The sequence below is a fragment of the Providencia rettgeri genome, from assembly GCF_023205015.1.
Classification (GTDB): Bacteria; Pseudomonadota; Gammaproteobacteria; order Enterobacterales; family Enterobacteriaceae; genus Providencia; species Providencia rettgeri_E.
Map to the genome: position 1 here is coordinate 40,857 of NZ_CP096259.1, position 22,631 is coordinate 63,487.

General features: G+C 43.7%; 22 protein-coding genes and 1 pseudogene. 14 read left to right on the forward strand and 9 right to left on the reverse strand.

All coding sequences use genetic code 11. The features are described from left to right. Positions 1-20: 20 nt before the first annotated feature. Complete coding sequence (locus M0M83_RS21940) at positions 21-194, reverse strand: hypothetical protein (protein WP_155405756.1); 174 nt, start codon at positions 192-194, stop codon at positions 21-23. 240 nt (positions 195-434) lie between these two features. Between M0M83_RS21940 and M0M83_RS20905 the strand changes: the two genes are divergently transcribed. The 3 genes from M0M83_RS20905 (at position 435) to traN (ending at position 4,442) form a co-directional block, all read left to right on the forward strand. Then, positions 435-1,082: a hypothetical protein gene (locus M0M83_RS20905; protein WP_248468507.1), complete on the forward strand. Its 648-nt coding sequence runs from the start codon at positions 435-437 to the stop codon at positions 1,080-1,082. 63 nt (positions 1,083-1,145) lie between these two features. Next, positions 1,146-2,299 (forward strand): IS3 family transposase gene (locus tag M0M83_RS20910; RefSeq protein WP_102140835.1). Its coding sequence is split into 2 segments (ribosomal slippage): positions 1,146-1,392 and positions 1,392-2,299, totalling 1,155 coding nucleotides; the frame shifts between segments, so codons are not numbered across the junction. A gap of 1 nt (position 2,300) precedes the next feature. Beyond that, positions 2,301-4,442, forward strand: a complete 2,142-nt coding sequence (traN, locus tag M0M83_RS20915; protein WP_248468508.1) for a conjugal transfer mating pair stabilization protein TraN — start codon at positions 2,301-2,303, stop codon at positions 4,440-4,442. Positions 4,443-4,475: 33 nt separating this feature from the next. Here traN and M0M83_RS20920 read toward each other — a convergent pair whose 3' ends face one another. The 4 genes from M0M83_RS20920 to M0M83_RS20935 are packed head-to-tail and all read right to left on the reverse strand — an operon-like array spanning position 4,476 to position 6,964. Further along, positions 4,476-5,315 (reverse strand): hypothetical protein, encoded by an 840-nt coding sequence (locus tag M0M83_RS20920; protein ID WP_048609141.1) that lies wholly within the window; start codon positions 5,313-5,315, stop codon positions 4,476-4,478. Then, positions 5,315-5,875: a FlhC family transcriptional regulator gene (locus tag M0M83_RS20925; protein WP_023159982.1), complete on the reverse strand. Its 561-nt coding sequence runs from the start codon at positions 5,873-5,875 to the stop codon at positions 5,315-5,317. The genes M0M83_RS20920 and M0M83_RS20925 overlap by 1 nt, the downstream gene beginning before the upstream one ends. Beyond that, a complete protein-coding gene (locus M0M83_RS20930) occupies positions 5,872-6,426 on the reverse strand; it encodes a hypothetical protein (RefSeq protein WP_048609140.1) in 555 nt (184 codons plus the stop codon). The genes M0M83_RS20925 and M0M83_RS20930 overlap by 4 nt, the downstream gene beginning before the upstream one ends. Continuing rightward, on the reverse strand, positions 6,416-6,964 hold the full coding sequence (locus tag M0M83_RS20935; RefSeq protein ID WP_023159981.1) for a transglycosylase SLT domain-containing protein: 549 nt from the start codon (positions 6,962-6,964) through the stop codon (positions 6,416-6,418). Before M0M83_RS20935 ends, M0M83_RS20930 begins: the two co-directional genes overlap by 11 nt. Before the next feature lie 486 nt (positions 6,965-7,450). On the opposite strand from M0M83_RS20935, the gene M0M83_RS20940 reads away from it, so the two are divergent. Then, on the forward strand, positions 7,451-7,909 hold the full coding sequence (locus tag M0M83_RS20940) for a hypothetical protein (RefSeq protein ID WP_048609139.1): 459 nt from the start codon (positions 7,451-7,453) through the stop codon (positions 7,907-7,909). Positions 7,910-8,244: 335 nt separating this feature from the next. Here M0M83_RS20940 and M0M83_RS20945 read toward each other — a convergent pair whose 3' ends face one another. Next, a complete protein-coding gene (locus M0M83_RS20945; RefSeq protein ID WP_071547978.1) occupies positions 8,245-8,664 on the reverse strand; it encodes a hypothetical protein in 420 nt (139 codons plus the stop codon). 323 nt (positions 8,665-8,987) lie between these two features. Here M0M83_RS20945 and M0M83_RS20950 point away from each other — a divergent pair, with 323 nt between their 5' ends. The 6 genes from M0M83_RS20950 to M0M83_RS21945 all read left to right on the forward strand — a co-directional run bounded on the left by M0M83_RS20950 (position 8,988) and on the right by M0M83_RS21945 (position 14,343). After that, entirely contained in the window at positions 8,988-9,803 is an 816-nt protein-coding gene (locus tag M0M83_RS20950; RefSeq protein ID WP_248468509.1) for a DUF4942 domain-containing protein, read from the forward strand. Between the two features lie 296 nt (positions 9,804-10,099). Further along, the gene (gene parM, locus M0M83_RS20955) at positions 10,100-11,059 is read left to right on the forward strand and encodes a plasmid segregation protein ParM domain-containing protein (RefSeq protein WP_248468510.1); all 960 of its coding nucleotides are present in this window, start codon (positions 10,100-10,102) and stop codon (positions 11,057-11,059) included. Positions 11,060-11,063: 4 nt separating this feature from the next. Next, positions 11,064-11,444, forward strand: a complete 381-nt coding sequence (locus M0M83_RS20960) for a plasmid partitioning/stability family protein (protein ID WP_248468511.1) — start codon at positions 11,064-11,066, stop codon at positions 11,442-11,444. A gap of 10 nt (positions 11,445-11,454) precedes the next feature. Continuing rightward, a complete protein-coding gene (locus tag M0M83_RS20965) occupies positions 11,455-11,946 on the forward strand; it encodes a hypothetical protein (protein WP_248468512.1) in 492 nt (163 codons plus the stop codon). Positions 11,947-13,276: 1,330 nt separating this feature from the next. Further along, complete coding sequence (locus M0M83_RS20970) at positions 13,277-14,113, forward strand: replication initiation protein (RefSeq protein WP_248468514.1); 837 nt, start codon at positions 13,277-13,279, stop codon at positions 14,111-14,113. A gap of 80 nt (positions 14,114-14,193) precedes the next feature. Further along, the gene (locus M0M83_RS21945; protein WP_248468515.1) at positions 14,194-14,343 is read left to right on the forward strand and encodes a hypothetical protein; all 150 of its coding nucleotides are present in this window, start codon (positions 14,194-14,196) and stop codon (positions 14,341-14,343) included. A gap of 206 nt (positions 14,344-14,549) precedes the next feature. Here the strand turns inward: M0M83_RS21945 and M0M83_RS20980 are convergent, their stop codons facing one another. The 3 genes from M0M83_RS20980 to intI1 all read right to left on the reverse strand — a co-directional run bounded on the left by M0M83_RS20980 (position 14,550) and on the right by intI1 (position 19,401). Continuing rightward, positions 14,550-17,522, reverse strand: coding sequence for a Tn3 family transposase (locus M0M83_RS20980; protein ID WP_001138073.1), 2,973 nt, complete (start codon positions 17,520-17,522; stop codon positions 14,550-14,552). Between the two features lie 2 nt (positions 17,523-17,524). Beyond that, positions 17,525-18,082 (reverse strand): recombinase family protein, encoded by a 558-nt coding sequence (locus M0M83_RS20985; protein ID WP_001162012.1) that lies wholly within the window; start codon positions 18,080-18,082, stop codon positions 17,525-17,527. Between the two features lie 305 nt (positions 18,083-18,387). After that, positions 18,388-19,401: a class 1 integron integrase IntI1 gene (gene intI1 / locus M0M83_RS20990; protein ID WP_000845054.1), complete on the reverse strand. Its 1,014-nt coding sequence runs from the start codon at positions 19,399-19,401 to the stop codon at positions 18,388-18,390. A gap of 145 nt (positions 19,402-19,546) precedes the next feature. Here intI1 and aadB point away from each other — a divergent pair, with 145 nt between their 5' ends. The 4 genes and pseudogenes from aadB to aadA1 all read left to right on the forward strand — a co-directional run bounded on the left by aadB (position 19,547) and on the right by aadA1 (position 22,517). Continuing rightward, complete coding sequence (gene aadB / locus M0M83_RS20995) at positions 19,547-20,080, forward strand: aminoglycoside nucleotidyltransferase ANT(2'')-Ia (RefSeq protein WP_000381802.1); 534 nt, start codon at positions 19,547-19,549, stop codon at positions 20,078-20,080. A gap of 80 nt (positions 20,081-20,160) precedes the next feature. Next, positions 20,161-20,793, forward strand: a complete 633-nt coding sequence (gene catB / locus M0M83_RS21000; protein WP_248468516.1) for a type B chloramphenicol O-acetyltransferase — start codon at positions 20,161-20,163, stop codon at positions 20,791-20,793. A 68-nt stretch (positions 20,794-20,861) separates the two neighbouring features. Next, complete coding sequence (locus tag M0M83_RS21005) at positions 20,862-21,662, forward strand: oxacillin-hydrolyzing class D beta-lactamase OXA-10 (RefSeq protein ID WP_000846390.1); 801 nt, start codon at positions 20,862-20,864, stop codon at positions 21,660-21,662. A gap of 16 nt (positions 21,663-21,678) precedes the next feature. Then, positions 21,679-22,517: pseudogene (aadA1, locus tag M0M83_RS21010) on the forward strand (ANT(3'')-Ia family aminoglycoside nucleotidyltransferase AadA1). Positions 22,518-22,631: the final 114 nt, after the last annotated feature.

Below are 22,631 nucleotides of genomic sequence, written 5' to 3' on the forward strand. Positions count from 1 at the left end.
ATCTTTATGATCTGCGTTACTCAAATTGGCATTAAAAAAAACGCCAGAAAAACGACAATAGCAATACCTAATCCATAATCTTCTAAAAAACTACCGAAACCAGAGCCGCTTTCACGCTTCCTAACATAAGCAGAGCCATATAAATCAATATCGTGTTGACGCTGTTCTGCGGCTTGTTGTTCTGCTTTTTGCATTCTCTCCGCATGACACTTACACGAACGGGTGAAGTGATAATAACGCGGTCGTCTGTATATGAAACCGTGATTAAAAGACATATCGCCCCCCCTCAACTGATTAATTTATATACCATTAAATCATACCTTATTTCATAAAAAATTACATGCTAAATAGAACCCTTTTCTAAGTATTTATCCTGAAAAATAGAAATGTAAGGTGTTTATCATGTAATGATCCGAAAACCATGAGGAAAGAAAATGATTCAAAATTTTAGGAGAAGAAATTTTTCTTCGGTGGTGACTCATTTATCACTAATAGCCTATATCTCAGTGATGATAACACCCGTTAACTCATTTGCTGAAGTTCCGTCCACACCTCCAGAAAACACAGGTAAATATCAGACAGATAAAAATAATTTGGAGGGAGTTACTGCTGGTCATGACACAGCTAAAGAGGCTTTAAATTTTTATAAAACATTACCAAGCCTAAATGTAGACTCGAAAGGTACTTCACAATTTGGTAAAGGTGAATCAGTCAATTTTAACAGTATTTATTATAAAGACAGCCTTGCTATGGGAGTAGATGATGTATCAAACGTCTATGGCAATGATAGCAAAACAAATGAAATTGGGTTTCATGAATCAAAAAAACTTAAAACAGAACAAAGCCCCAAGGGAGAGGCATACCGAACTTTAGTAGGGGCATCCCGTCATTCCTCAATTGACATTAACAAAGATGATGATGTTTTTAATGTTCATAACGATTTTCTCTCAAATGAAAAAAAATATTCCGATGCTATTTCAAAATGCGAAACAAAACAGGTATTTGAGGATTATGTAGATAAAAAGCACATACCTGATTATAAGGAATGCACAAAAACAGTCGATGTGACAGGTGGTTACTGATCTGATTTAATGGCACCGCACACTTTTGTGAAGGATAATTAGTCCAACAACAAAGGTGTGAAAATGACCCAACGAAGAAAACCTAGAAAATATACTGATGAGTTCAGAGAAGAAGCTGTAAAGCTAGTCACTGAACAAGGTTACAGTGTTACTGAAGCAGCCAAATCATTAGGCATAACAACTAAGCTGCTTTACAACTGGAAAGACAAACTAGCCAAGCAAACTTCAGGCGAAGCATTAAGCAAAGATGAGAGAGCTGAACTGGTTAAGCTCAGAAAAGAGAATAAACGCTTACAGATGGAGCGTGAGATCTTAAAAAAGGCGAGTGCCTTCTTTGCGAAAGAAATGAAATAAAGTTCGAATATATTAAAGAGCAGCAATGGCGCTTTCCAATTAGCGTTTTGTGCGAGGTTCTAGAAGTGAGTCGGTCAGCCTATTACGCATGGCTGAGGCGACCAGCCAAGATTATTAGTGTTGAAGAGTTAATGCTTTATCGTCGCATGAAGAGGTTATTTGATGATAGCCGCAGTAGTGCTGGTGCCAGAACCTTAATGAAGTTGCTACGCAAAGAAGGCTTTAAAATTGGTATTTGTCGGGTTAAGAGCTTGATGAAAAAGCTCGGTTTAGTCGTTAAACAGCGAGTGGCTTATAAAGTGACGACTATGCGCAAACATAGCCATGCGGTTGCTGATAACTTATTGAAGCGCCAATTCAATCCAGCCAGAGCAAATCAGGCGTGGGCGGGTGATATCACCTATCTAAGAACGCATCAAGGCTGGATGTACCTAGCTGTTGTGATGGATTTGCATTCTCGCCGTATTATTGGCTGGGCGTTGAGTAAACGCATGACGGTTGATTTAACCATGAGAGCGATGCAAATGGCTATCAACCTGCGTCAACCCAAAGCAGGCTTGATCTTCCATAGCGACAGAGGCTCACAATACACCAGTAAGCGTTTTCAATCATTGCTATGGAGCAATCGAATTACGCCATCAATGAGTGGTTGTGGAGCATGTTTAGATAATGCTGTGGTTGAAAGGTTTTTCGGCAGCTTGAAAAATGAATGGCTATTAAATGTTTACCATTTAACCAGAGAAAGCATGAAAACTGATGTAGAGAAATACATCAAATACTACAACTCAGTTCGGCTTCATACTTCATTAAATGATATGTCGCCAATTGAGTTTGAAAGTGTAAGGAAAAAGTGTGCGGCCTAGCTTGACCAGATCATACATAGTTAATCATCCATATTTAGCAGGTTTGGTATCTCATAATTCAGGTCCTGCAAATATTAAAACCTGTGGGGAGACATGTGTTGATATCTGGTTAGGAAAAGTAGGTGATGACTACTGGAAAGGTAACTGCCGAATATTTGAAGATTATATGTCTGTGAATGTTATTAACCCAACCGCTGTTATTAGCGCAAAAATAACCCGCGCTAAATGGGATGATTACATGCAAATCTATGCTGGTACAAGCACTGATCTTGAACAGGTATGGGGTGGACCACACGGAAAAGATGTTTTTCCACCTGAAACTCCTGGTCGTTGCGAACTTTCTACAAGTTGGGACCAGCAATTAGATGTTGATGTGACTGAAAAATTTAGTAAGGTCCAACCGTATGATGAAGTGTTTTTTAAAAACAGAGTTTCTGTAACTGGTGCAGGTGAAGGCTTTGCACAATTACGCATTCAATTTGATAAAAAAAAGGCACTTACTAACGATGTCTGGAGTTCGCCACAGCAAGGTGAATTTAACAAGGCAGTCAAAGCCATTAAAGAAGGATTTTGTCAGGATTACACTGTTGTTTGTCATGACACAATAATCCCCGATAAAGACGGTTGTGCTGTCATAGATGGTGTCAAACTCTGTAAAGAGGACTTCGTGCCACCGCCGTTAGATAAAATATCTCCATTCTGTAAGCGAGCAGAAGTGATCACGCATTGCGGTAAAGAGCATGGAGTTAACAACACATGTAAAAAATACGAGAAGCAAGGTTGTTCATTTATAAAGTCTCAATGTTTAACGGGAAAAGAAGGTGATATTGCTGGTTGCTGGCAATCTAGTGAAACATGGGATTGTGGAAAAGATGTTACCTTTAATAATGGCGCAGTCCATGAAAAGCTAATTTGTGACGGCGCGGTACAATGTCTAAATGGATCATGTTTACGTCCTTCATCTCAAGAGAATGGTGATTTTGCAACAGCGGCTGCTATGTTGAATGCGGCATCTTTTGCATTGGCAGATACTAATTGTGCTGATGCAGAAGAAGCAAACAACGGTGAATCTTCTTTGAATAAAGAGCAATGTGTCATTTTCAAAGGTGAAGCTCTAACATGCCGAACGGCAATGGGAGGATGGGTAGATTGTTGTGATCAACCGGTCGGTGTGAGCTGGATAGAATACGTACAGCTTTCAATGATGACTATGAGAGCGGCAGATGCTTTAGCGATAGAAGCAGGGTTGTTTGATGGTGGTGTAGGCTTATTTGATATGGCAAGCACAGCAGCTATGGATGCGGTGGAAGCTATTACAAAACCTACTATTTCCGCTTTTAACTCTTTTGTCGGAAATGCCGGTGCTGAAGTAGCTCAAGGAGTCGCTGAAAAAGGCGTTGTCTCGATGACAACAGCAGCGCTTAACAACCTAACAACCAAAGTTGCCGAATGGACTGCAAACACCTTCGGTGAGGCTGTTACAAACGCTATTTTCCAATCCGCAGCTACTGAAGGCGGAAAAACCGCTACTCAATCATTAGCAGAAAACGGAGGGGCTAGCTCCGGTGCTTCAGTAGTGCAACTTTCATCAACGATCACAACAGCCATGTCAGTTGTCGGATATGCATACTTGGCATACCAAATGGCAAACCTATTGGTGAATATTATATGGGCTTGTACCGATGAAGAATTCAAACTGGCAATCAAAAAAGAAACTAAGTTAGCGACAAAGGTAGACAGTTGGTGTTCTAAGAAGGTTCTTGGCGCATGTATCGAAAAGAAAAGTAGCTACTGTGCCTATAACTCTCAGGTAGCCAGAATAATCACTGAGCACGTTAGAGGAACAATAGGATACGGTGATACAAAAAATCCGAATTGTGAAGGAATTACATTAGCAGATATGGATAAAGTAGACTTCACCAAAATAGACTTTTCTGAATGGACCGCAACTCTTAAAGAAGCCGACATGCTTCCTGATTTCAAAGAATTTGACCTCGATAAATATACGGGTTCTGGAAGTACACTCAATGCTGATGGAAAGCGAGTAAACTCTGTCGAGCGATTTACCAGAGGGGTTGAAGGTACAGATTTAGATGAAGTTAGACAAAGAGCGAAAACAAGGTTAAGTGTTAAAGATGAATAGATAAATAAATCCCGCTAATAAGCGGGATTTTTTTTATCTAAATTTATATACCTGACCATTCCGTATTATTTTTGGCTCACTTTTCAAATTGCTCGGCAAAAACAGTACGGTTTCAGGACCTAACTCAACACTAATTTTCTTGAATTCTTCCTCATACTTACCAGTGTCGTGTAAATAATGAACACACTCATGATCCGTATAATTATATGAATACTTCAGATTAGTGAATGGTGCTTGATGCACATTTACATATAGATTCTGCTCGGAAATAGTTCTATTTTCTGTAACAGATACAAATTTAGCAGCGTTACATGCTAAAACATTTCCAGCCACTTCAGCTTTAATTGCATTTGATAAGTATTTATCAAAGACAGAGTTAATACGCTTCGTTTTCAAAAGCTGGTCACTGAAACTCAGCGGTGTAGACCCCCATTCGGTTACTAGTAAACGACCTTCCATCATAGGTGCTCGTTCTTCAGGTGTGCTTGTATCAAAAGCTAAAAGCCCAAAAACAGGGTTTACTGTTGCAGCAAGGGTAAGATCCACTACATTTACTGCATTCTTGCTTTGTAAGGTGATTTCTCTTAACTGATCCATCCCTTTTGTATCGTTTACAACAATAGGTTCCTTAATCTTTTTTAATGAATTTCCTTTCTGACTTGGTACTAACACAGCAAAGATCGTGTAATTATCCGCATCATCATCCAGATTATTCAACCCTATTGATTTAGCAATTTTGAGAGCCTCACTTCCATTTTCAACCACTGGTTTTGAAGCCTCATTATTATATATCCAATTACTATTTTCATTATTAGCACAGCCGGATAACACTAATGAAAATAGAATCCCTGTAATCATTTTACAACTTTTCATTATTCACCCTTATTATTAATAAATTCATTTTCTTTAGATTCAGAGCAATATGGACATTTCATATTGCAGGAATCCTCTGATTCGTGTGTAAGATAGATATATTTCTGCCGACACTCAAAACAGCCAGTTAAACCAATTATTCCATTTCGGTAATTGGTTGCGATTTGCCATGCCAAGTTCGGATCAATTATGTGTTTCTTTAATGGATCATCAAAGAAGCCACAATGAACATTAAATAAATGGCGGTATGCTTTATAAGCACCAACCAATTCTTCTATTTGCAATCTATTTTCTGGATCTTGTGCAGTCATTAAATATACATGTAAAAAATCAGTAGCAGATCGTTTATCATGTTGATTAGCTAATATAGTGCTAATTTTTCTTAGTCGTCCTAACGTAAAATCATTATCCTCATTATCAATTCCTGAATCATTTCGTAAACATCCATACATACGTGGAGATATTGCTGGAATCTCAGACAATATTACATTCTTTCTAAATCCAAGTTTTATCATATCAATTGCTAATTGATAATCTTCTGGCGCAATAGTTAATTTCATTTAAACACCTTTCCACATAAGCGCGCTCTAGATTTAAGATAGAATAATACATCATCATATTTTTTATGATAACCATCATTATCGACTAACCTAGTTGATATAATCGAAGGTCTGTAAATTGGAGAAATATATATTTGTTTTGAATACAAAGAAAACAGTATTTCTTTAAAAGAAAACTTATTAATTGTATTGTATGACTGACAATCATTAAACCAAAAGAAATGATTAGTATCTGTGCCAGACATGCTGTTAATAATTGCTGATTCAATTAGCATTGTTAAACGCAAAAATGAAACATCCAACAGTGATTTTTTAAAGTTCGGGTCTTTCTTAGTATATAAAGACTGAGAATCCTCTTTATAGCTCAATATATATGCTGGCACTTTCAATCCACTGAAAAAATCTCTCATAATGGAAAAATCTTCAACAAAACAGGTTTTGTCAGAATTGACGACCACAAATGGATTATTATCAACTCTTTCAGAATTACTTAATAAACTGAAAAGTACATCTGTCATTTCAGTGTTGTAGCAATTTATTTTATTGTTCATTTTCTTTCAATCTTTTCCATATGAGCAGAACTGATTCACCATATTCTTTAGCTTTGTTCTTTAACGCTGGATTTGGTGTGTGATAATTACCGATGGCTTGCGCTATATCATTTGGAGATAGTTCAATCGCTCGACACAAGACCTTCGCTGATACCTCAATGTTCTTATCTACATCTAATAACTCAGCAGGGTCAGAAACATAATTACTACCGTTCCAACGCCAATTAATTTGTGTAATACCGATATCAGTCAATGCTGAAACGCTTACATATTCCCGCACTTTTCGGACAGCATCATCTCGGTTCACCGGATAATAAGAGCCCATAATTGGGTTATTTAAAGCATAGCGATGGGGTGCAACAAAAGATTTATCGCCTGTTCTATGGGAGCTCTCTTTAAGAGCAATAGCATAGAGTAAAAGCGGATCGAGGTTACATTGTTTAGCGTGCTTTTCCCACGAGGTATTAGTTAAATCTACAACAGCAGCCTCGCAAATCGCAGCATTAAAAATGCTTAAAAACAGAAGAAAGCGTTTCATCCTCCCCTCACTTATTCTGAGCATATACGTATATATCAGTATAAATTATAGTAAGACATACATTAGTCGTCAACACACTAACTACGACTAATGCAATTTATTATACATTTATTTACAGTATGCGTAAACAGAGAGAGAATGAAATTTCACACATATTCAATATGTTACATAACCAAAATAATTATTGGCATGATACTTATAATCCAAAGAAATTAATAACATTCACATTAAGTCGAAAATAGGTGTTTTATGGCTTATGAAAGACAATTCTTTCTTCTGCACCAAAATTGTTATCGGCACATTTTCAAAAAACATTAAGTCACCAAAGGGGTTTTGGTGACTTAATGTATCTCAGATATTAAGTCACCAAAACGGTAGTTACGACTTAATGTAATCGGGCTATTAAGTCACCAATAGGGTAGTTACGGTATAATTAGTTTATGTTAAAATAACTTTTTCTGAACCTTTTCTGGAGTGCTGAAATTCATGTCAGTATCATATGAAGATGCGTTATTGCTAAAGCTGGAAGCAATCCTTGCTGACTGTGAGGAAGCAATAACTGTATGCGCTGATAATGCGGTAAATCTGATCCAACAGTTTATGCAAGAAATAAATAACAAAGAGTTATTTTCCCCATACCTGCCAGTAATTCATAACGACAGGGGCTCAGTACGGATTCGATGGGGAATGGTTGTGATGAACAAGGCAACTAAAAAAGTTGGCTCTATGCGCAATGCTCCAACCACAGGTAATGGCGATTTTGACATACGCTATTTTTCAATTCGGTCTGATGAAGTACGCCAGCTTATTCAAAAATACGAGGATAAGTTTAAAATTATCAGGGCTGACATTAAGCAAACCAAAAATATTACTAAGTCATTGAAAATGAGAATTACACATTTGAAAAAGGGCACAAGAAAAACGGCTATCGGTGTTACTAGCTGAATTTTATGTTTTTTTTGGTTTACTGTGAGCCGTAGGCGATCTTTTAGGGGGTACTGTGAGCCGTAGGCGATCCTTTCCCTGTCTTTAAAAACAGCGTAGGGGCGATTTTGAGAGGATTTCCACATATCATCGTGGGTAAGCACTGGCATACAGGCTAGAGTGGCTCAGAATCGCTTAGACGAAGCATATATGATATTAAAAGCCACTACTTGCATCCATTCACTTTTTTCAGCCATTTTGTGCAGTATTTTACGAATAAGTAGAGGCTTTCCCTTTGGTGAAGATAGCCAGACACAATAAGCTCTGACTATTTTTCTGTAATTTAATATTGAAACTTAATTAATTAATCTTTTCCATATATCCATACTTGAATCTGCTGATATTTTAATTACATCCCAATTAATACCATAATTACAATCATGGTTATTTTTAAGTGACTCCAAAACATCTAAACAAAATTCCTTTTTATCATCATCATTTAAATTAAAATAGAAAACATCAAGATCAGTTTTATTAAATTCATCTAATTCTGTTTCACTATCCCAACCGGAAACAATACTTGTATGAATATCTTCAGCACACCACGTTACTGAGAAAAAGTCTTTCTCAGTAACAGTATATTCCTCAACGCCTATATTCGACTTACTTATTATTTTACGCGCTTCCTTTTCTGACTTTGCCTGTACATCAAATGAAGCCAGCACATAGTTATTGTTATTAAGGTTAACTTTATACGATACATTATAGGTATTCATGACTCATCCTCGTTTAATTATTATTAGCTGTGTAATTAATTAGATTTGAGAATTAATACTATATTCGTATAAAGCTGAAAGCAATATATTTGTAAAAATGATAAATACAATACCATTACTTATTTAAATACAACAATTCATTATATAATTGATTACCAAATTAACAGGATTAAATTAAACCATAATAATTCATTTTTAATTAAACAATGAAGTTTCCATTTTGACAAATATATATATTTATTGGTATTTGCTTGATATGGTATTACTTCTATTTTTTTCTCGCATAACGTATTCCATATAAAAAATTTAATTGGATTTTATTAATGAACCTTAATACCAATACTAATATCATCGAATCAATTGAGATAGACAGAGTAATTGCGATCCGAGAACATGCTATTAGCCTATATAAAGAATCACTCTCTAAAGCAGCAGAGGCAATCGAAATAATAAAAACAATCCCCAATACCAATAATCATTTTCCTCACCAATGCATAGAGGACGACTTAATTGATTTGCAATACCCTAGAAATACTAATGATGATGATGATAACAGAACACGGTTTGAAATTTGGTTAGACAGAAAGATATGGCAAATGTTTATTGATAAATCTGGTATCAAAACAATCATGAGCAATAAACAAATAGAAAAGTTACATTACGACCTTTACGATATGAAATCGCCTATATTTAACTATGAGAATGCATTAAGCACTTTTACAAGTTTAAGCGCTAACAAAGCTGATTCATTTAAGAATGGATTGATGGATGCGTTGCAATCTGTTTCATGGGATTACAAGAGTAATAATCCTCGCTATCTTGGAAAAAAAATAATAATGGATGATGCGGTTTCAGTTGGTAAGTATTCAACTAGATTTAATAAGACTGACACCGTTAACGATCTAGTTAGAATATTTTGCATCTTACAAAAAAAACCAATTCACGAATTTCAAAATAGCGTTGGGCTATATATATCAGATAATGTACGAACTAATAATCAGAATTTTGAAACTGAATTTTTCATTGTTAAGTGGTACAAAAAAGGCACAATGCATCTATTATTTAAAAGTGAAAGTTTGATAAACAATACTAATGATTTGATCGCAAAACTTTTCCCCTCAGCATTGCCGCCTTTGTGAAACACATTCACAGTCAAGGTATCGAGGTATATCTACACACATCAGATATACCTCAATTAATCCTCACACCGTAATAGCACACAGTGAAAGCCTCATTTAAACCTCTATTACGCATCACGTCCACATCTAAATGATATATTTTCATTTTCATTATGATTTTTGCACCCTGATATTTCTCAAATCATTCTCATATCAATCTCTTGCAACACTCAATTACCACTGTTAAAATTACACACATACTCAATTTCGCATCAAATAAATCTCAGATGCATCACATCAACAATTAGAGGCTTCAAATGCGTATTTATATAGATGATGGTTCTACTAACATAAAAATGCTGTGGGAACAGGATCAGGAGGGTGAAGTTGTTAAAATTAGCCCTAATAGCTTCAAACGCGGTTGGGGTACGGCTTTTGGTACTGGCAAACCATTCAACTATACCGTTGATAACGAGAAGTATTCATTTGATATTATTGATCCAGACAATTTGCCGACTAACAACGTAGCTTGGCAGTATAGTCCTCTTAACGCCGTTGCTGTGCAACATGCACTTCAGATTAGCGGTTTACCTCCCCAAGAGGTTGAAATCGTCGTCACTCTCCCATTGGCTGAATTTTACGACCAAGACGCGCAATATCGAATGGATAACATCCAACGCAAAAAAGATAACTTAATGCGCGAAGTTCAAGTAAGCCGAAATGATCCTTTCAAAATCATAAAAGTTACCGTTCGTCCTGAGTCAATCCCTGCTGGTATATCTCTGTGTGATAGTTTGAAACCGCATCATTCGGTACTGATTATTGATATTGGTGGCACTACTACTGATATCTCATTGGTTTCAGGTCAAATGACATCTGTATCTCGCATCTATGGTGATCCTACTCTTGGCGTATCGTTGGTGACTAACGAAGTCAAAAGAGCGCTGGCTAACGCTTCAACTGAAACGTCCAGCTATAATGCTGATCAACTAATCATTAACCGGCAGGATGAAAGTTATTGGTTAGATAACATCAACTGTGTTGATGATATTCCGATGGTAAAAGATGCCATGAACAGCAGCATTGAACGACTCAATACTCGTGTGCTAGATGCGGTTAGTACCTTTAAAGGATACACACATGCAATGGTAATTGGTGGCGGAGCTGAACTCTCGGCTGATGCAATCAGAACGCAAATAACTATCCAGCCAGATCGTTTCTACGTGGCTAAGGAACCTCAGTTTGCTTTGGTTCGGGGTCTGAAATTATTAGGATAACGTTATGAAACAAGAGCGTAAAAAGATAATTCTGTATCTTCGTCCTGAACTCAGCGATGCGGATAAATTCGCAACTAAAAAGATAGAAGAATCGCCGGTTCAAACTGAAGCTGTACGAACTGCTTTACTGGCAGGGATCGCATTAGGGGAAATTGATGATAGATTGCCCTCCTTGTTGGCTTCAATCCTATCAGACAGGACAAAGGCTGATACCTTCAAAGTAATGTTAGATTCTTTTCTAACTGTTGATGGTGACGGCACTCATGCACACAATAAAGTAAATTCGAGTCAGGCAGTACGGGGGTTATCGACTGATAAAGCAAAAATGGAGAAGGAGCCCCCAAGTCAGGCAGCACAGAATTTGAAAGGTTCATTACCGGAATGATGGGTGGTGTATGTCAGAGCAAGTGTATGGTGATACTTTAAAGTTCTTTGCAGATTGGCAGAAAAACGAAAAGAAACGTTCCTGTCTTAACTTTCAAAAGGTAGTTTCCAGATCTGGCGTTCCTACCATTAACATCGAGATAGCACCTCTTGAAAAGGATGGAACTGCAAGATGGGAGCAAAAACAGACTATTCAGTTATCCTTAAAAGAAATGACTCAGCTCTCTGCATTAGTGCTTCTATCAAAGAAGTATATTGATAATTTTGAAGCTCGATATCATGGGGATAGTAGGAACAAAGGGTTGTCTGTTTTTGATAATGGTAAGTCAGGAATGATTTTCCTGATCTCTGAAGCAGGACAGACGCTAGAACACGGTATAGATCAATACCAACGTTTGGAACTGGCGGTATTCATCGTACAGCAACTATCCGCAGCGTTAAAAACAAGCTATGCATGTACTGTTGTAACGCTCAAAAGTCTGTATTTGATCGACACTCATTAACAGAGAAGCCTAAACATTTGTTTAGGTTTTTTTTAATCATAAATGAATTTACATTTTTAGCTCTGAACAGCGAGAGACATGAAAACTTGTTTTCGTGTCGGTGTCGCTGTTGAACAAACGAGCAAAGCGAGTGCGTTAGAAAGCATAAGAAAATTGTCCACAGTGGAGCACATCTTTGCATATTAAGATCTTTTCTTTCTTTTTAGATCTTAAAACATTAAAACCTTAGCGTCTTGGATATGTTCATAAAAATCATCTGGTTATAGTTTTAAAGGTCGTCACTGATGCAGTGAAAGGTCGTCACTGATGCAGTGAAAGGTCGTCACGAGTGCAGTGAAAGGTCGTCACTGGTGCAGTGAAAGGTCGTCACTGGTGCAGTGAAAGGTCGCCACTTGTAAAGCAGGTATGGCTAATTATCAATCTGAGCTCATTATTTAGCCCGAAAACTCATATCCTATTAATTAATATTAGTTTATTTCTTAATTTTGTTGTGGATAAGTACGATTTTTCTTAAATGTTTTGAGATATTCCACTACCGAAAAAGTATATTTTTGAATTGCTATAAAAGGTCGCCGTTGATGCAGTTAATCAATAAAAAGGTATTTTTCTGCTGGTGGCTAAAGGTCGCCACTGATGCAGTATAGATATACACCTCGAACATTATTTAATTTATATATATCAACATGTTATGCGAAAGGTCGCCGTTGATGCAGTATCCTCGAAAAAAAGGTACTTTTCTGCTGATGGTTAAAGGTCGCCGCTAATGCAGCATTGAGTGATTGAAATATGTAGAATTAAACCTTGTATATCAGTGTGTTATATGAAAGGTCGCCGTTGATGCAGTACCCTCGAAAAAAAAGGTACTTTTCTGCTTGAGGCTAAAGGTCGCCGTTGGTGCAGTATGAATCGATATAATTATTTATAATTAACCTATATATATCAATGCGTTATATGAAAGGTCGCTGTTGATGCAGTATCCTCGAAAAAAAAGGTACTTTTCTACTGGAAGCCAAAGGTCGCCGTTGATGCAGTATAGAGTGGTATAGTGAACTACATTAACCTATTATTTATCAGCATGTTAAGCGAAAGGTCGCTACACATGCAGTTTGTCGCAAGGAAATGTCGTTAACTAACTTGGTAATAAGTCGTTGTGGATGCATTGCTAAAGTGAGAAGTAACGTAATTATATGTTAACTATCAAAACGTTAAGGGTTTTTACGTTTGGTGTTCAATATTCCACCAGCTACATATTATTTTAAAGGTCACTTTGCTTTTAGACAAAACAACCTTTAGAATATATTCCTATCATGTTTGAATTGAGTCTTTAGTGATGAAAAAGAAGCAAATTAGTAACTTAACTCTCTATACTAATGTTCGTCATTCTGATGATTTCAATCTTTCCCTTGCCAGCTTACCAATACCGGCGAAAAGAGTTCTGTTTCTGATTCTCGCTCAGATTTCAGATCCACGAGCATCTGTTGATGAAGATGAAATTTGTTTTGAGGTCAAAGCTAAGGAGTATGCTGAGATTTGTGATGTGGACCTTTCAACTGCGTACAAATCCCTTCCACTCGCCGTAGATACTCTGTTGAGCTCTCACATATATGAAGATCTAAGTGAGGAAGGTTTTAAGCGTGCTTCAAAAACCAACATTACAACCAGTGCTACATATTACTTTGACGAAGGTTACTGCAAAATATTCTTTAACCGGAGGGTATTTCCTTATTTCTTCGAATTATCTAAAAAATTTACAACACAAAACCTCTTTTATGTAGCCAGATTGTCGGATGCTAGTTTGGCAAATCTATATCAGCTAATTATGAAACGTTTTTCAAAACGCAATACTATTGCCGAATATAAAACGTCTTTTACAATTGGCGTTGACGAACTTAAAGACGAAATGTGGCTGTTTAATATAGATAAGAAAGGGAATAAAGAATATCTCTATCAAAGCTATAAGTATTTTGGTCAATTTTTAAAAAGACTGGCGGTTAGTTTGGGTGAACAAACCAATATCAAGGATGTTTCAATTGCGATTGAATCACGTAAAGGGCGTAAGGCATCTGTGTTACGTATATCCTACGTTGTTCACAATGAAAAAGAGGTGAGTTCTATGCCGACCGATAAGGAATTGGACGAGCTGGAAAGGCAGATAGGTTTATTATAGTAATGATGTATAAAAACAACAGGTTAAAAGAGAAAATAACTCAGTTCGCTTTGCAAAACCAGAATTATAAAAAAAATGCTATGTTGAACCATATTCAGGATGATTTATTCGAAATGAAATCTTCCGGTATGTCTTGGAATGCGATCATGGATGTATTACCGGCTTACGGTTTGATGGTCAGTGATACGTGTTTCAGAACCTTTTTGAAGAAAGTCAGAGAACAAGGATGATTGCATGATCGGTCACATTTCATTTTGTAAAAGTCACTATGAAATATGCCAACATACAAAAGAGGGTGTAGTTACATGGGCGTTCCACCCTGAACAGCCGCGCCTAGAGAAAAGGGGGAGAAAAAGAGAGAAAAAGAGAGAAAAAAGCGCGAGTCAGGGGCGCAGATGTGTAAGGGGTCGTCTCAGAAAACGGAAAATAAAGCACGCTAAGCCGGTGGCAGCGGTCGCAATGGCCTAAACTTCCCCGCACCGACCTTGGCGCTGCTGCGCCATAGGTAATCGCCGGTCAGGTTGATGTGCTCCCACCCCAGCGGCGACAGATATTGCAACAATGTGTCGTCCAGCGCCGTGCCGTTGCCACGCAAAGCACTGGTGGCACGCTCCAGATATACCGTGTTCCACAACACGATGGCCGCCGTCACCAGATTGAGGCCGCTGGCCCGGTAGCGCTGCTGCTCAAAACTGCGGTCGCGGATTTCACCCAATCGGTAGAAGAAGACCGCCCTGGCCAGCGCGTTGCGCGCCTCGCCCTTATTCAGCCCCGCATGGACGCGGCGGCGCAGCTCCACGCTTTGCAGCCAATCCAAAATGAACAGCGTGCGCTCGATGCGCCCCAGCTCGCGCAACGCCACGGCCAAGCCGTTCTGGCGCGGGTAGCTGCCGAGTTTGCGCAGCATCAGCGAAGCCGTTACCGTGCCTTGCTTGATGGAGGTGGCCAGCCGCAGAATTTCATCCCAATGGGCGCGTATTTGCTTGATGTTCAGCCTGTCGCTGCTAATCATCGGCTTGAGCGCGTCATAGGCGGCATCGCCCTTGGGGATGAATAGCTTGGTTTCGCCCAAGTCACGGATACGCGGCGCGAAGCGAAATCCCAGCAAATGCATCAAGCCAAACACGTGATCGGTGAAGCCTGCCGTGTCGGTGTAGTGTTCCTCGATGCGCAAGTCCGACTCGTGGTACAGCAGGCCATCAAGCACGTAAGTTGAATCACGAATGCCCACGTTGACCACCTTGGCACTGAAGGGCGCGTACTGGTCGGAGATATGGGTGTAGAAAGTCCGTCCTGGACTGCTTCCATACTTCGGGTTGATATGACCAGTGCTTTCTGCTTTGCTGCCGGTTCTGAAGTTCTGGCCGTCCGACGATGACGTGGTGCCGTCACCCCAGTTGCCGGCGAAGGGTTGCCGAAACTGCGCATTCACCAGCTCGGCCAGCGCCGTCGAATAGGTTTCATCGCGGATGTGCCAGGCTTGCAGCCAAGACAGCTTGGCGTAGGTGGTGCCAGGGCAGGACTCGGCCATTTTGGTCAGACCCAGGTTGATCGCGTCGGCCAGGATCGTCGTCAACAGCAAGGTTTTGTCCTTGGCCGTGTCGCTGGTCTTCAGGTGTGTGAAGTGGCGGGTGAAGCCCGTCCATTCATCGACCTCCATCAGCAACTCGGTGATTTTGAGGTGCGGCAGCAGCATAGCTGTCTGGTCGATCATGGCTTGCGCGGCGTCTGGTACTGCCGCGTCCAGCGGCGTGATCTTCAGGCCTGACGCGGTGGTGATGATGGCATCCGGTAAGTCGTTGGCCGCAGCCATGCGGTTGACTGTGGCGAGTTGCGCCTCCAACAATTCCAACCGGTCATGCAGGTATTGGTCGCAGTCGGTGGCCACTGCCAGCGGCAATTCGCTGGCCAGCTTCAAAGTGGCGAACTTCTCGACCGGCACCAGGTATTCGTCGAAGTCCTTGAACTGGCGAGAACCCTGCACCCAGACATCACCGGAGCGCAGCGCGTTCTTCAGCTCCGACAGGGCGCATAACTCGTAGTAACGCCGGTCGATGCCGTCGTCGGTCAGAACCAGCTTTGCCCAGCGCGGCTTGATGAATGCGGTTGGCGCATCGGCGGGCACCTTGCGCGCGCTGTCGCTGTTCATGCCGCGCAGCATGTCGATGGCATCGAGCACACCCTTGGCGGCGGGCGCAGCCCGCAATTTGAGCACGCCCAGGAACTGCGGCGCGTAGCGGCGTAGCGTGGCATAGCTTTCACCGATGTGGTGCAGGAAATCAAAGTCGGCAGGCCGCGCCAATGTTTGCGCTTCGGTGACGCTGGCGGCGAAGGTGTCCCAGGGCATAACGGCCTCGATGGCGGCGAACGGATCGCTGCCGCTTTGCTTGGCCTCAATCAACGCTTGACCGATGCGCCCATACATCCGCACCTTGTCGTTGATCGCCTTGCCGGAAGCCTGGAACTGCTGCTGATGCTTGTTCTTGGCCGCGTTGAACAGCTTGCCGATGATGCGATCGTGAAGGTCGATGATTTCATCGGTGACGGTGGCCATGCCTTCGATGGCCAGCGCTACCAGCGTGGCATAGCGTCGTTGCACCTCGAACTTTGCCAGATCAGCAGGCGTCATCTGGCCACCTTCACGAGCGATTTTGAGCAGGCGGTTCTGGTGAACCTGCCGCTCGATGCCTGCGGGCAGATCAAGTGCTTGCCAGGATTTCAGGCGCTCAATATGTTCGAGCATGTGGCGAGAGTTCGGTTTGGCAGGCGACTGGCGCAGCCATGCCAGCCACGTCACTTTACTGCCGTCCTTGCGCTTGAGAAGTTCGTCCAGGCGCTGACGGTGGGGTGATAACAAAGAATCGGTCAGCGCCGCGTAAATGCGTCGGTTGGCACGGGTGATGGCCTCGGCGCTTGCGCGCTCGATGGCATTCATGGCGGGCAGGATAATGCTCTGCCGCCGCAGATTCTCGACAAGTGCGCTCGCCAGCACGATGCCTTTGTCGGTCTGCAAGGCCAGCTCGGTCAATGTATGCACGGCTTGCCGATAGTGGCTCATGGTGAAGGGCTTGAACCCAAAAACCGTTTGCAGCTCGACCAAGTGCTCCCGCCGTGTCTGTTCGCGCTGGCCGTACTCGCTCCAACTTTCCACTGGCATCTTGAGTTGCGCGGCCACCATGCGCAACAGGGGCGGAAACGGAGGCTCATCGACGCCCAAAAAGGTGCCAGGGAATCGCAAGTAGCAAAGCTGCACAGCGAAGCCCAATCGATTCGCGGCGCCGCGACGCTGACGGATCACCGACAGGTCGGTTTCGTTGAACGTGTAGTGCCGTATCAGTTCGTCTTTGGCATCTGGCAGTGCCAGCAGGCTTTCGCGCTCGGTGGCGGACAGGATTGAGCGGCGTGGCATGGTCAGTCTTCCCGCAGGTACTGGTACAAGGTTTCGCGGCTGATGCCGAAGTCACGGGCCACCAAGGTTTTTTGGTCGCCTGCCGCAACTCGCCGTTTCAACTCGGCAATTTGTTCGCTGTTCAGCGATTTCTTTCGTCCCCGGTAGGCACCGCGCTGCTTGGCCAGCACGATTCCCTCGCGCTGACGTTCGCGGATCAGGGCGCGCTCGAACTCAGCGAAGGCTCCCATGACCGACAGCATCAGATTGGCCATCGGTGAGTCCTCGCCGGTGAACTTCAGCCCTTCTTTGACGAACTCCATGCGCACGCCCCGTTGTGTCAGCCCTTGGACGATGCGGCGCAGGTCATCAAGGTTGCGTGCCAGCCTGTCCATGCTATGCACCACCACGGTGTCGCCCTCGCGGACGAAGGCCAGCAGCCTTTCCAGCTCGGGACGCTGGGTGTCCTTGCCAGAAGCCTTGTCGGTGAACACCCGCGCCACCTGAACACCCTCCAATTGCCGTTCCGGGTTCTGGTCGAAGCTGCTGACGCGGACATAGCCGATGCGTTGACCTTGCAAGATGCCTCCAAAGGCAAAAGTGTCAGGATGAAATCTATTACCTTTGACGGAATATGTCAATCAATAGGAAATTTAACTCTATTCTGACATCGTTTGCACATGGTGTCGTTTTCAGAAGACGGCTGCACTGAACGTCAGAAGCCGACTGCACTATAGCAGCGGAGGGGTTGGATCCATCAGGCAACGACGGGCTGCTGCCGGCCATCAGCGGACGCAGGGAGGACTTTCCGCAACCGGCCGTTCGATGCGGCACCGATGGCCTTCGCGCAGGGGTAGTGAATCCGCCAGGATTGACTTGCGCTGCCCTACCTCTCACTAGTGAGGGGCGGCAGCGCATCAAGCGGTGAGCGCACTCCGGCACCGCCAACTTTCAGCACATGCGTGTAAATCATCGTCGTAGAGACGTCGGAATGGCCGAGCAGATCCTGCACGGTTCGAATGTCGTAACCGCTGCGGAGCAAGGCCGTCGCGAACGAGTGGCGGAGGGTGTGCGGTGTGGCGGGCTTCGTGATGCCTGCTTGTTCTACGGCACGTTTGAAGGCGCGCTGAAAGGTCTGGTCATACATGTGATGGCGACGCACGACACCGCTCCGTGGATCGGTCGAATGCGTGTGCTGCGCAAAAACCCAGAACCACGGCCAGGAATGCCCGGCGCGCGGATACTTCCGCTCAAGGGCGTCGGGAAGCGCAACGCCGCTGCGGCCCTCGGCCTGGTCCTTCAGCCACCATGCCCGTGCACGCGACAGCTGCTCGCGCAGGCTGGGTGCCAAGCTCTCGGGTAACATCAAGGCCCGATCCTTGGAGCCCTTGCCCTCCCGCACGATGATCGTGCCGTGATCGAAATCCAGATCCTTGACCCGCAGTTGCAAACCCTCACTGATCCGCATGCCCGTTCCATACAGAAGCTGGGCGAACAAACGATGCTCGCCTTCCAGAAAACCGAGGATGCGAACCACTTCATCCGGGGTCAGCACCACCGGCAAGCGCCGCGACGGCCGAGGTCTTCCGATCTCCTGAAGCCAGGGCAGATCCGTGCACAGCACCTTGCCGTAGAAGAACAGCAAGGCCGCCAATGCCTGACGATGCGTGGAGACCGAAACCTTGCGCTCGTTCGCCAGCCAGGACAGAAATGCCTCGACTTCGCTGCTGCCCAAGGTTGCCGGGTGACGCACACCGTGGAAACGGATGAAGGCACGAACCCAGTTGACATAAGCCTGTTCGGTTCGTAAACTGTAATGCAAGTAGCGTATGCGCTCACGCAACTGGTCCAGAACCTTGACCGAACGCAGCGGTGGTAACGGCGCAGTGGCGGTTTTCATGGCTTGTTATGACTGTTTTTTTGTACAGTCTATGCCTCGGGCATCCAAGCAGCAAGCGCGTTACGCCGTGGGTCGATGTTTGATGTTATGGAGCAGCAACGATGTTACGCAGCAGGGCAGTCGCCCTAAAACAAAGTTAGGCCGCATGGACACAACGCAGGTCACATTGATACACAAAATTCTAGCTGCGGCAGATGAGCGAAATCTGCCGCTCTGGATCGGTGGGGGCTGGGCGATCGATGCACGGCTAGGGCGTGTAACACGCAAGCACGATGATATTGATCTGACGTTTCCCGGCGAGAGGCGCGGCGAGCTCGAGGCAATAGTTGAAATGCTCGGCGGGCGCGTCATGGAGGAGTTGGACTATGGATTCTTAGCGGAGATCGGGGATGAGTTACTTGACTGCGAACCTGCTTGGTGGGCAGACGAAGCGTATGAAATCGCGGAGGCTCCGCAGGGCTCGTGCCCAGAGGCGGCTGAGGGCGTCATCGCCGGGCGGCCAGTCCGTTGTAACAGCTGGGAGGCGATCATCTGGGATTACTTTTACTATGCCGATGAAGTACCACCAGTGGACTGGCCTACAAAGCACATAGAGTCCTACAGGCTCGCATGCACCTCACTCGGGGCGGAAAAGGTTGAGGTCTTGCGTGCCGCTTTCAGGTCGCGATATGCGGCCTAACAATTCGTCCAAGCCGACGCCGCTTCGCGGCGCGGCTTAACTCAGGTGTTAGACGGCAAGAAAAGGTTCCACGAACTCTGATGAAAAACTACTTTGACAGCCCTTTCAAAGGGGAGCTTCTTTCTGAGCAAGTGAAAAATCCAAACATCAAAGTAGGCCGTTATAGCTATTACTCTGGCTACTATCACGGCCAATCATTTGATGAATGCGCGCGATACTTGCATCCAGATCGTGATGACGTTGATAAATTGATCATTGGCAGCTTTTGTTCTATAGGAAGCGGGGCTTCCTTCATCATGGCTGGCAATCAGGGGCATCGGCATGACTGGGCATCATCCTTCCCCTTCTTCTATATGCAAGAGGAACCTGCTTTCTCAAGCGCACTCGATGCCTTCCAAAGAGCAGGTGATACCGCCATTGGCAATGATGTCTGGATAGGCTCGGAGGCAATGATTATGCCCGGAATCAAAATTGGAGACGGTGCCGTGATAGGTAGTCGCTCGTTGGTGACAAAAGATGTAGTGCCTTATGCCATCATCGGAGGAAGTCCCGCAAAGCAAATTAAGAAGCGCTTCTCCGATGAGGAAATCTCATTGCTCATGGAGATGGAGTGGTGGAACTGGCCACTGGATAAAATTAAGACAGCAATGCCTCTGCTGTGCTCGTCAAATATTTTTGGTCTGCATAAGTATTGGCGCGAGTTTGTCGTCTAACAATTCATTCAAGCCGACGCCGCTTCGCGGCACGGCTTAATTCTGGCGTTAGCCACCAAGAAGGTGCCATGAAAACATTTGCCGCATATGTAATTATCGCGTGTCTTTCGAGTACGGCATTAGCTGGTTCAATTACAGAAAATACGTCTTGGAACAAAGAGTTCTCTGCCGAAGCCGTCAATGGTGTCTTCGTGCTTTGTAAAAGTAGCAGTAAATCCTGCGCTACCAATGACTTAGCTCGTGCATCAAAGGAATATCTTCCAGCATCAACATTTAAGATCCCCAACGCAATTATCGGCCTAGAAACTGGTGTCATAAAGAATGAGCATCAGGTTTTCAAATGGGACGGAAAGCCAAGAGCCATGAAGCAATGGGAAAGAGACTTGACCTTAAGAGGGGCAATACAAGTTTCAGCTGTTCCCGTATTTCAACAAATCGCCAGAGAAGTTGGCGAAGTAAGAATGCAGAAATACCTTAAAAAATTTTCCTATGGCAACCAGAATATCAGTGGTGGCATTGACAAATTCTGGTTGGAAGGCCAGCTTAGAATTTCCGCAGTTAATCAAGTGGAGTTTCTAGAGTCTCTATATTTAAATAAATTGTCAGCATCTAAAGAAAACCAGCTAATAGTAAAAGAGGCTTTGGTAACGGAGGCGGCACCTGAATATCTAGTGCATTCAAAAACTGGTTTTTCTGGTGTGGGAACTGAGTCAAATCCTGGTGTCGCATGGTGGGTTGGGTGGGTTGAGAAGGAGACAGAGGTTTACTTTTTCGCCTTTAACATGGATATAGACAACGAAAGTAAGTTGCCGCTAAGAAAATCCATTCCCACCAAAATCATGGAAAGTGAGGGCATCATTGGTGGCTAAAACAAAGTTAAACATCATGAGGGAAGCGGTGATCGCCGAAGTATCGACTCAACTATCAGAGGTAGTTGGCGTCATCGAGCGCCATCTCGAACCGACGTTGCTGGCCGTACATTTGTACGGCTCCGCAGTGGATGGCGGCCTGAAGCCACACAGTGATATTGATTTGCTGGTTACGGTGACCGTAAGGCTTGATGAAACAACGCGGCGAGCTTTGATCAACGACCTTTTGGAAACTTCGGCTTCCCCTGGAGAGAGCGAGATTCTCCGCGCTGTAGAAGTCACCATTGTTGTGCACGACGACATCATTCCGTGGCGTTATCCAGCTAAGCGCGAACTGCAATTTGGAGAATGGCAGCGCAATGACATTCTTGCAGGTATCTTCGAGCCAGCCACGATCGACATTGATCTGGCTATCTTGCTGACAAAAGCAAGAGAACATAGCGTTGCCTTGGTAGGTCCAGCGGCGGAGGAACTCTTTGATCCGGTTCCTGAACAGGATCTATTTGAGGCGCTAAATGAAACCTTAACGCTATGGAACTCGCCGCCCGACTGGGCTGGCGATGAGCGAAATGTAGTGCTTACGTTGTCCCGCATTTGGTACAGCGCAGTAACCGGCAAAATCGCGCCGAAGGATGTCGCTGCCGACTGGGCAATGGAGCGCCTGCCGGCCCAGTATCAGCCCGTCATACTTGAAGCTAGACAGGCTTATCTTGGACAAGAAGAAGATCGCTTGGCCTCCCGCGCAGATCAGTTGGAAGAATTTGTTCACTACGTGAAAGGCGAGATCACCAAGGTAGTCGGCAAATAATGTCTAACAATTCGTTCAAGCCGACGCCGCTTCGCGGCGCGGCTTAACTCAAGCGTTAGATGCACTAAGCACATAATTGCTCACAGCCAAACTATCAGGTCAAGTCTGCTTTTATTATTTTTAAGCGTGCATAATAAGCCCTACACAAATTGGGAGATATA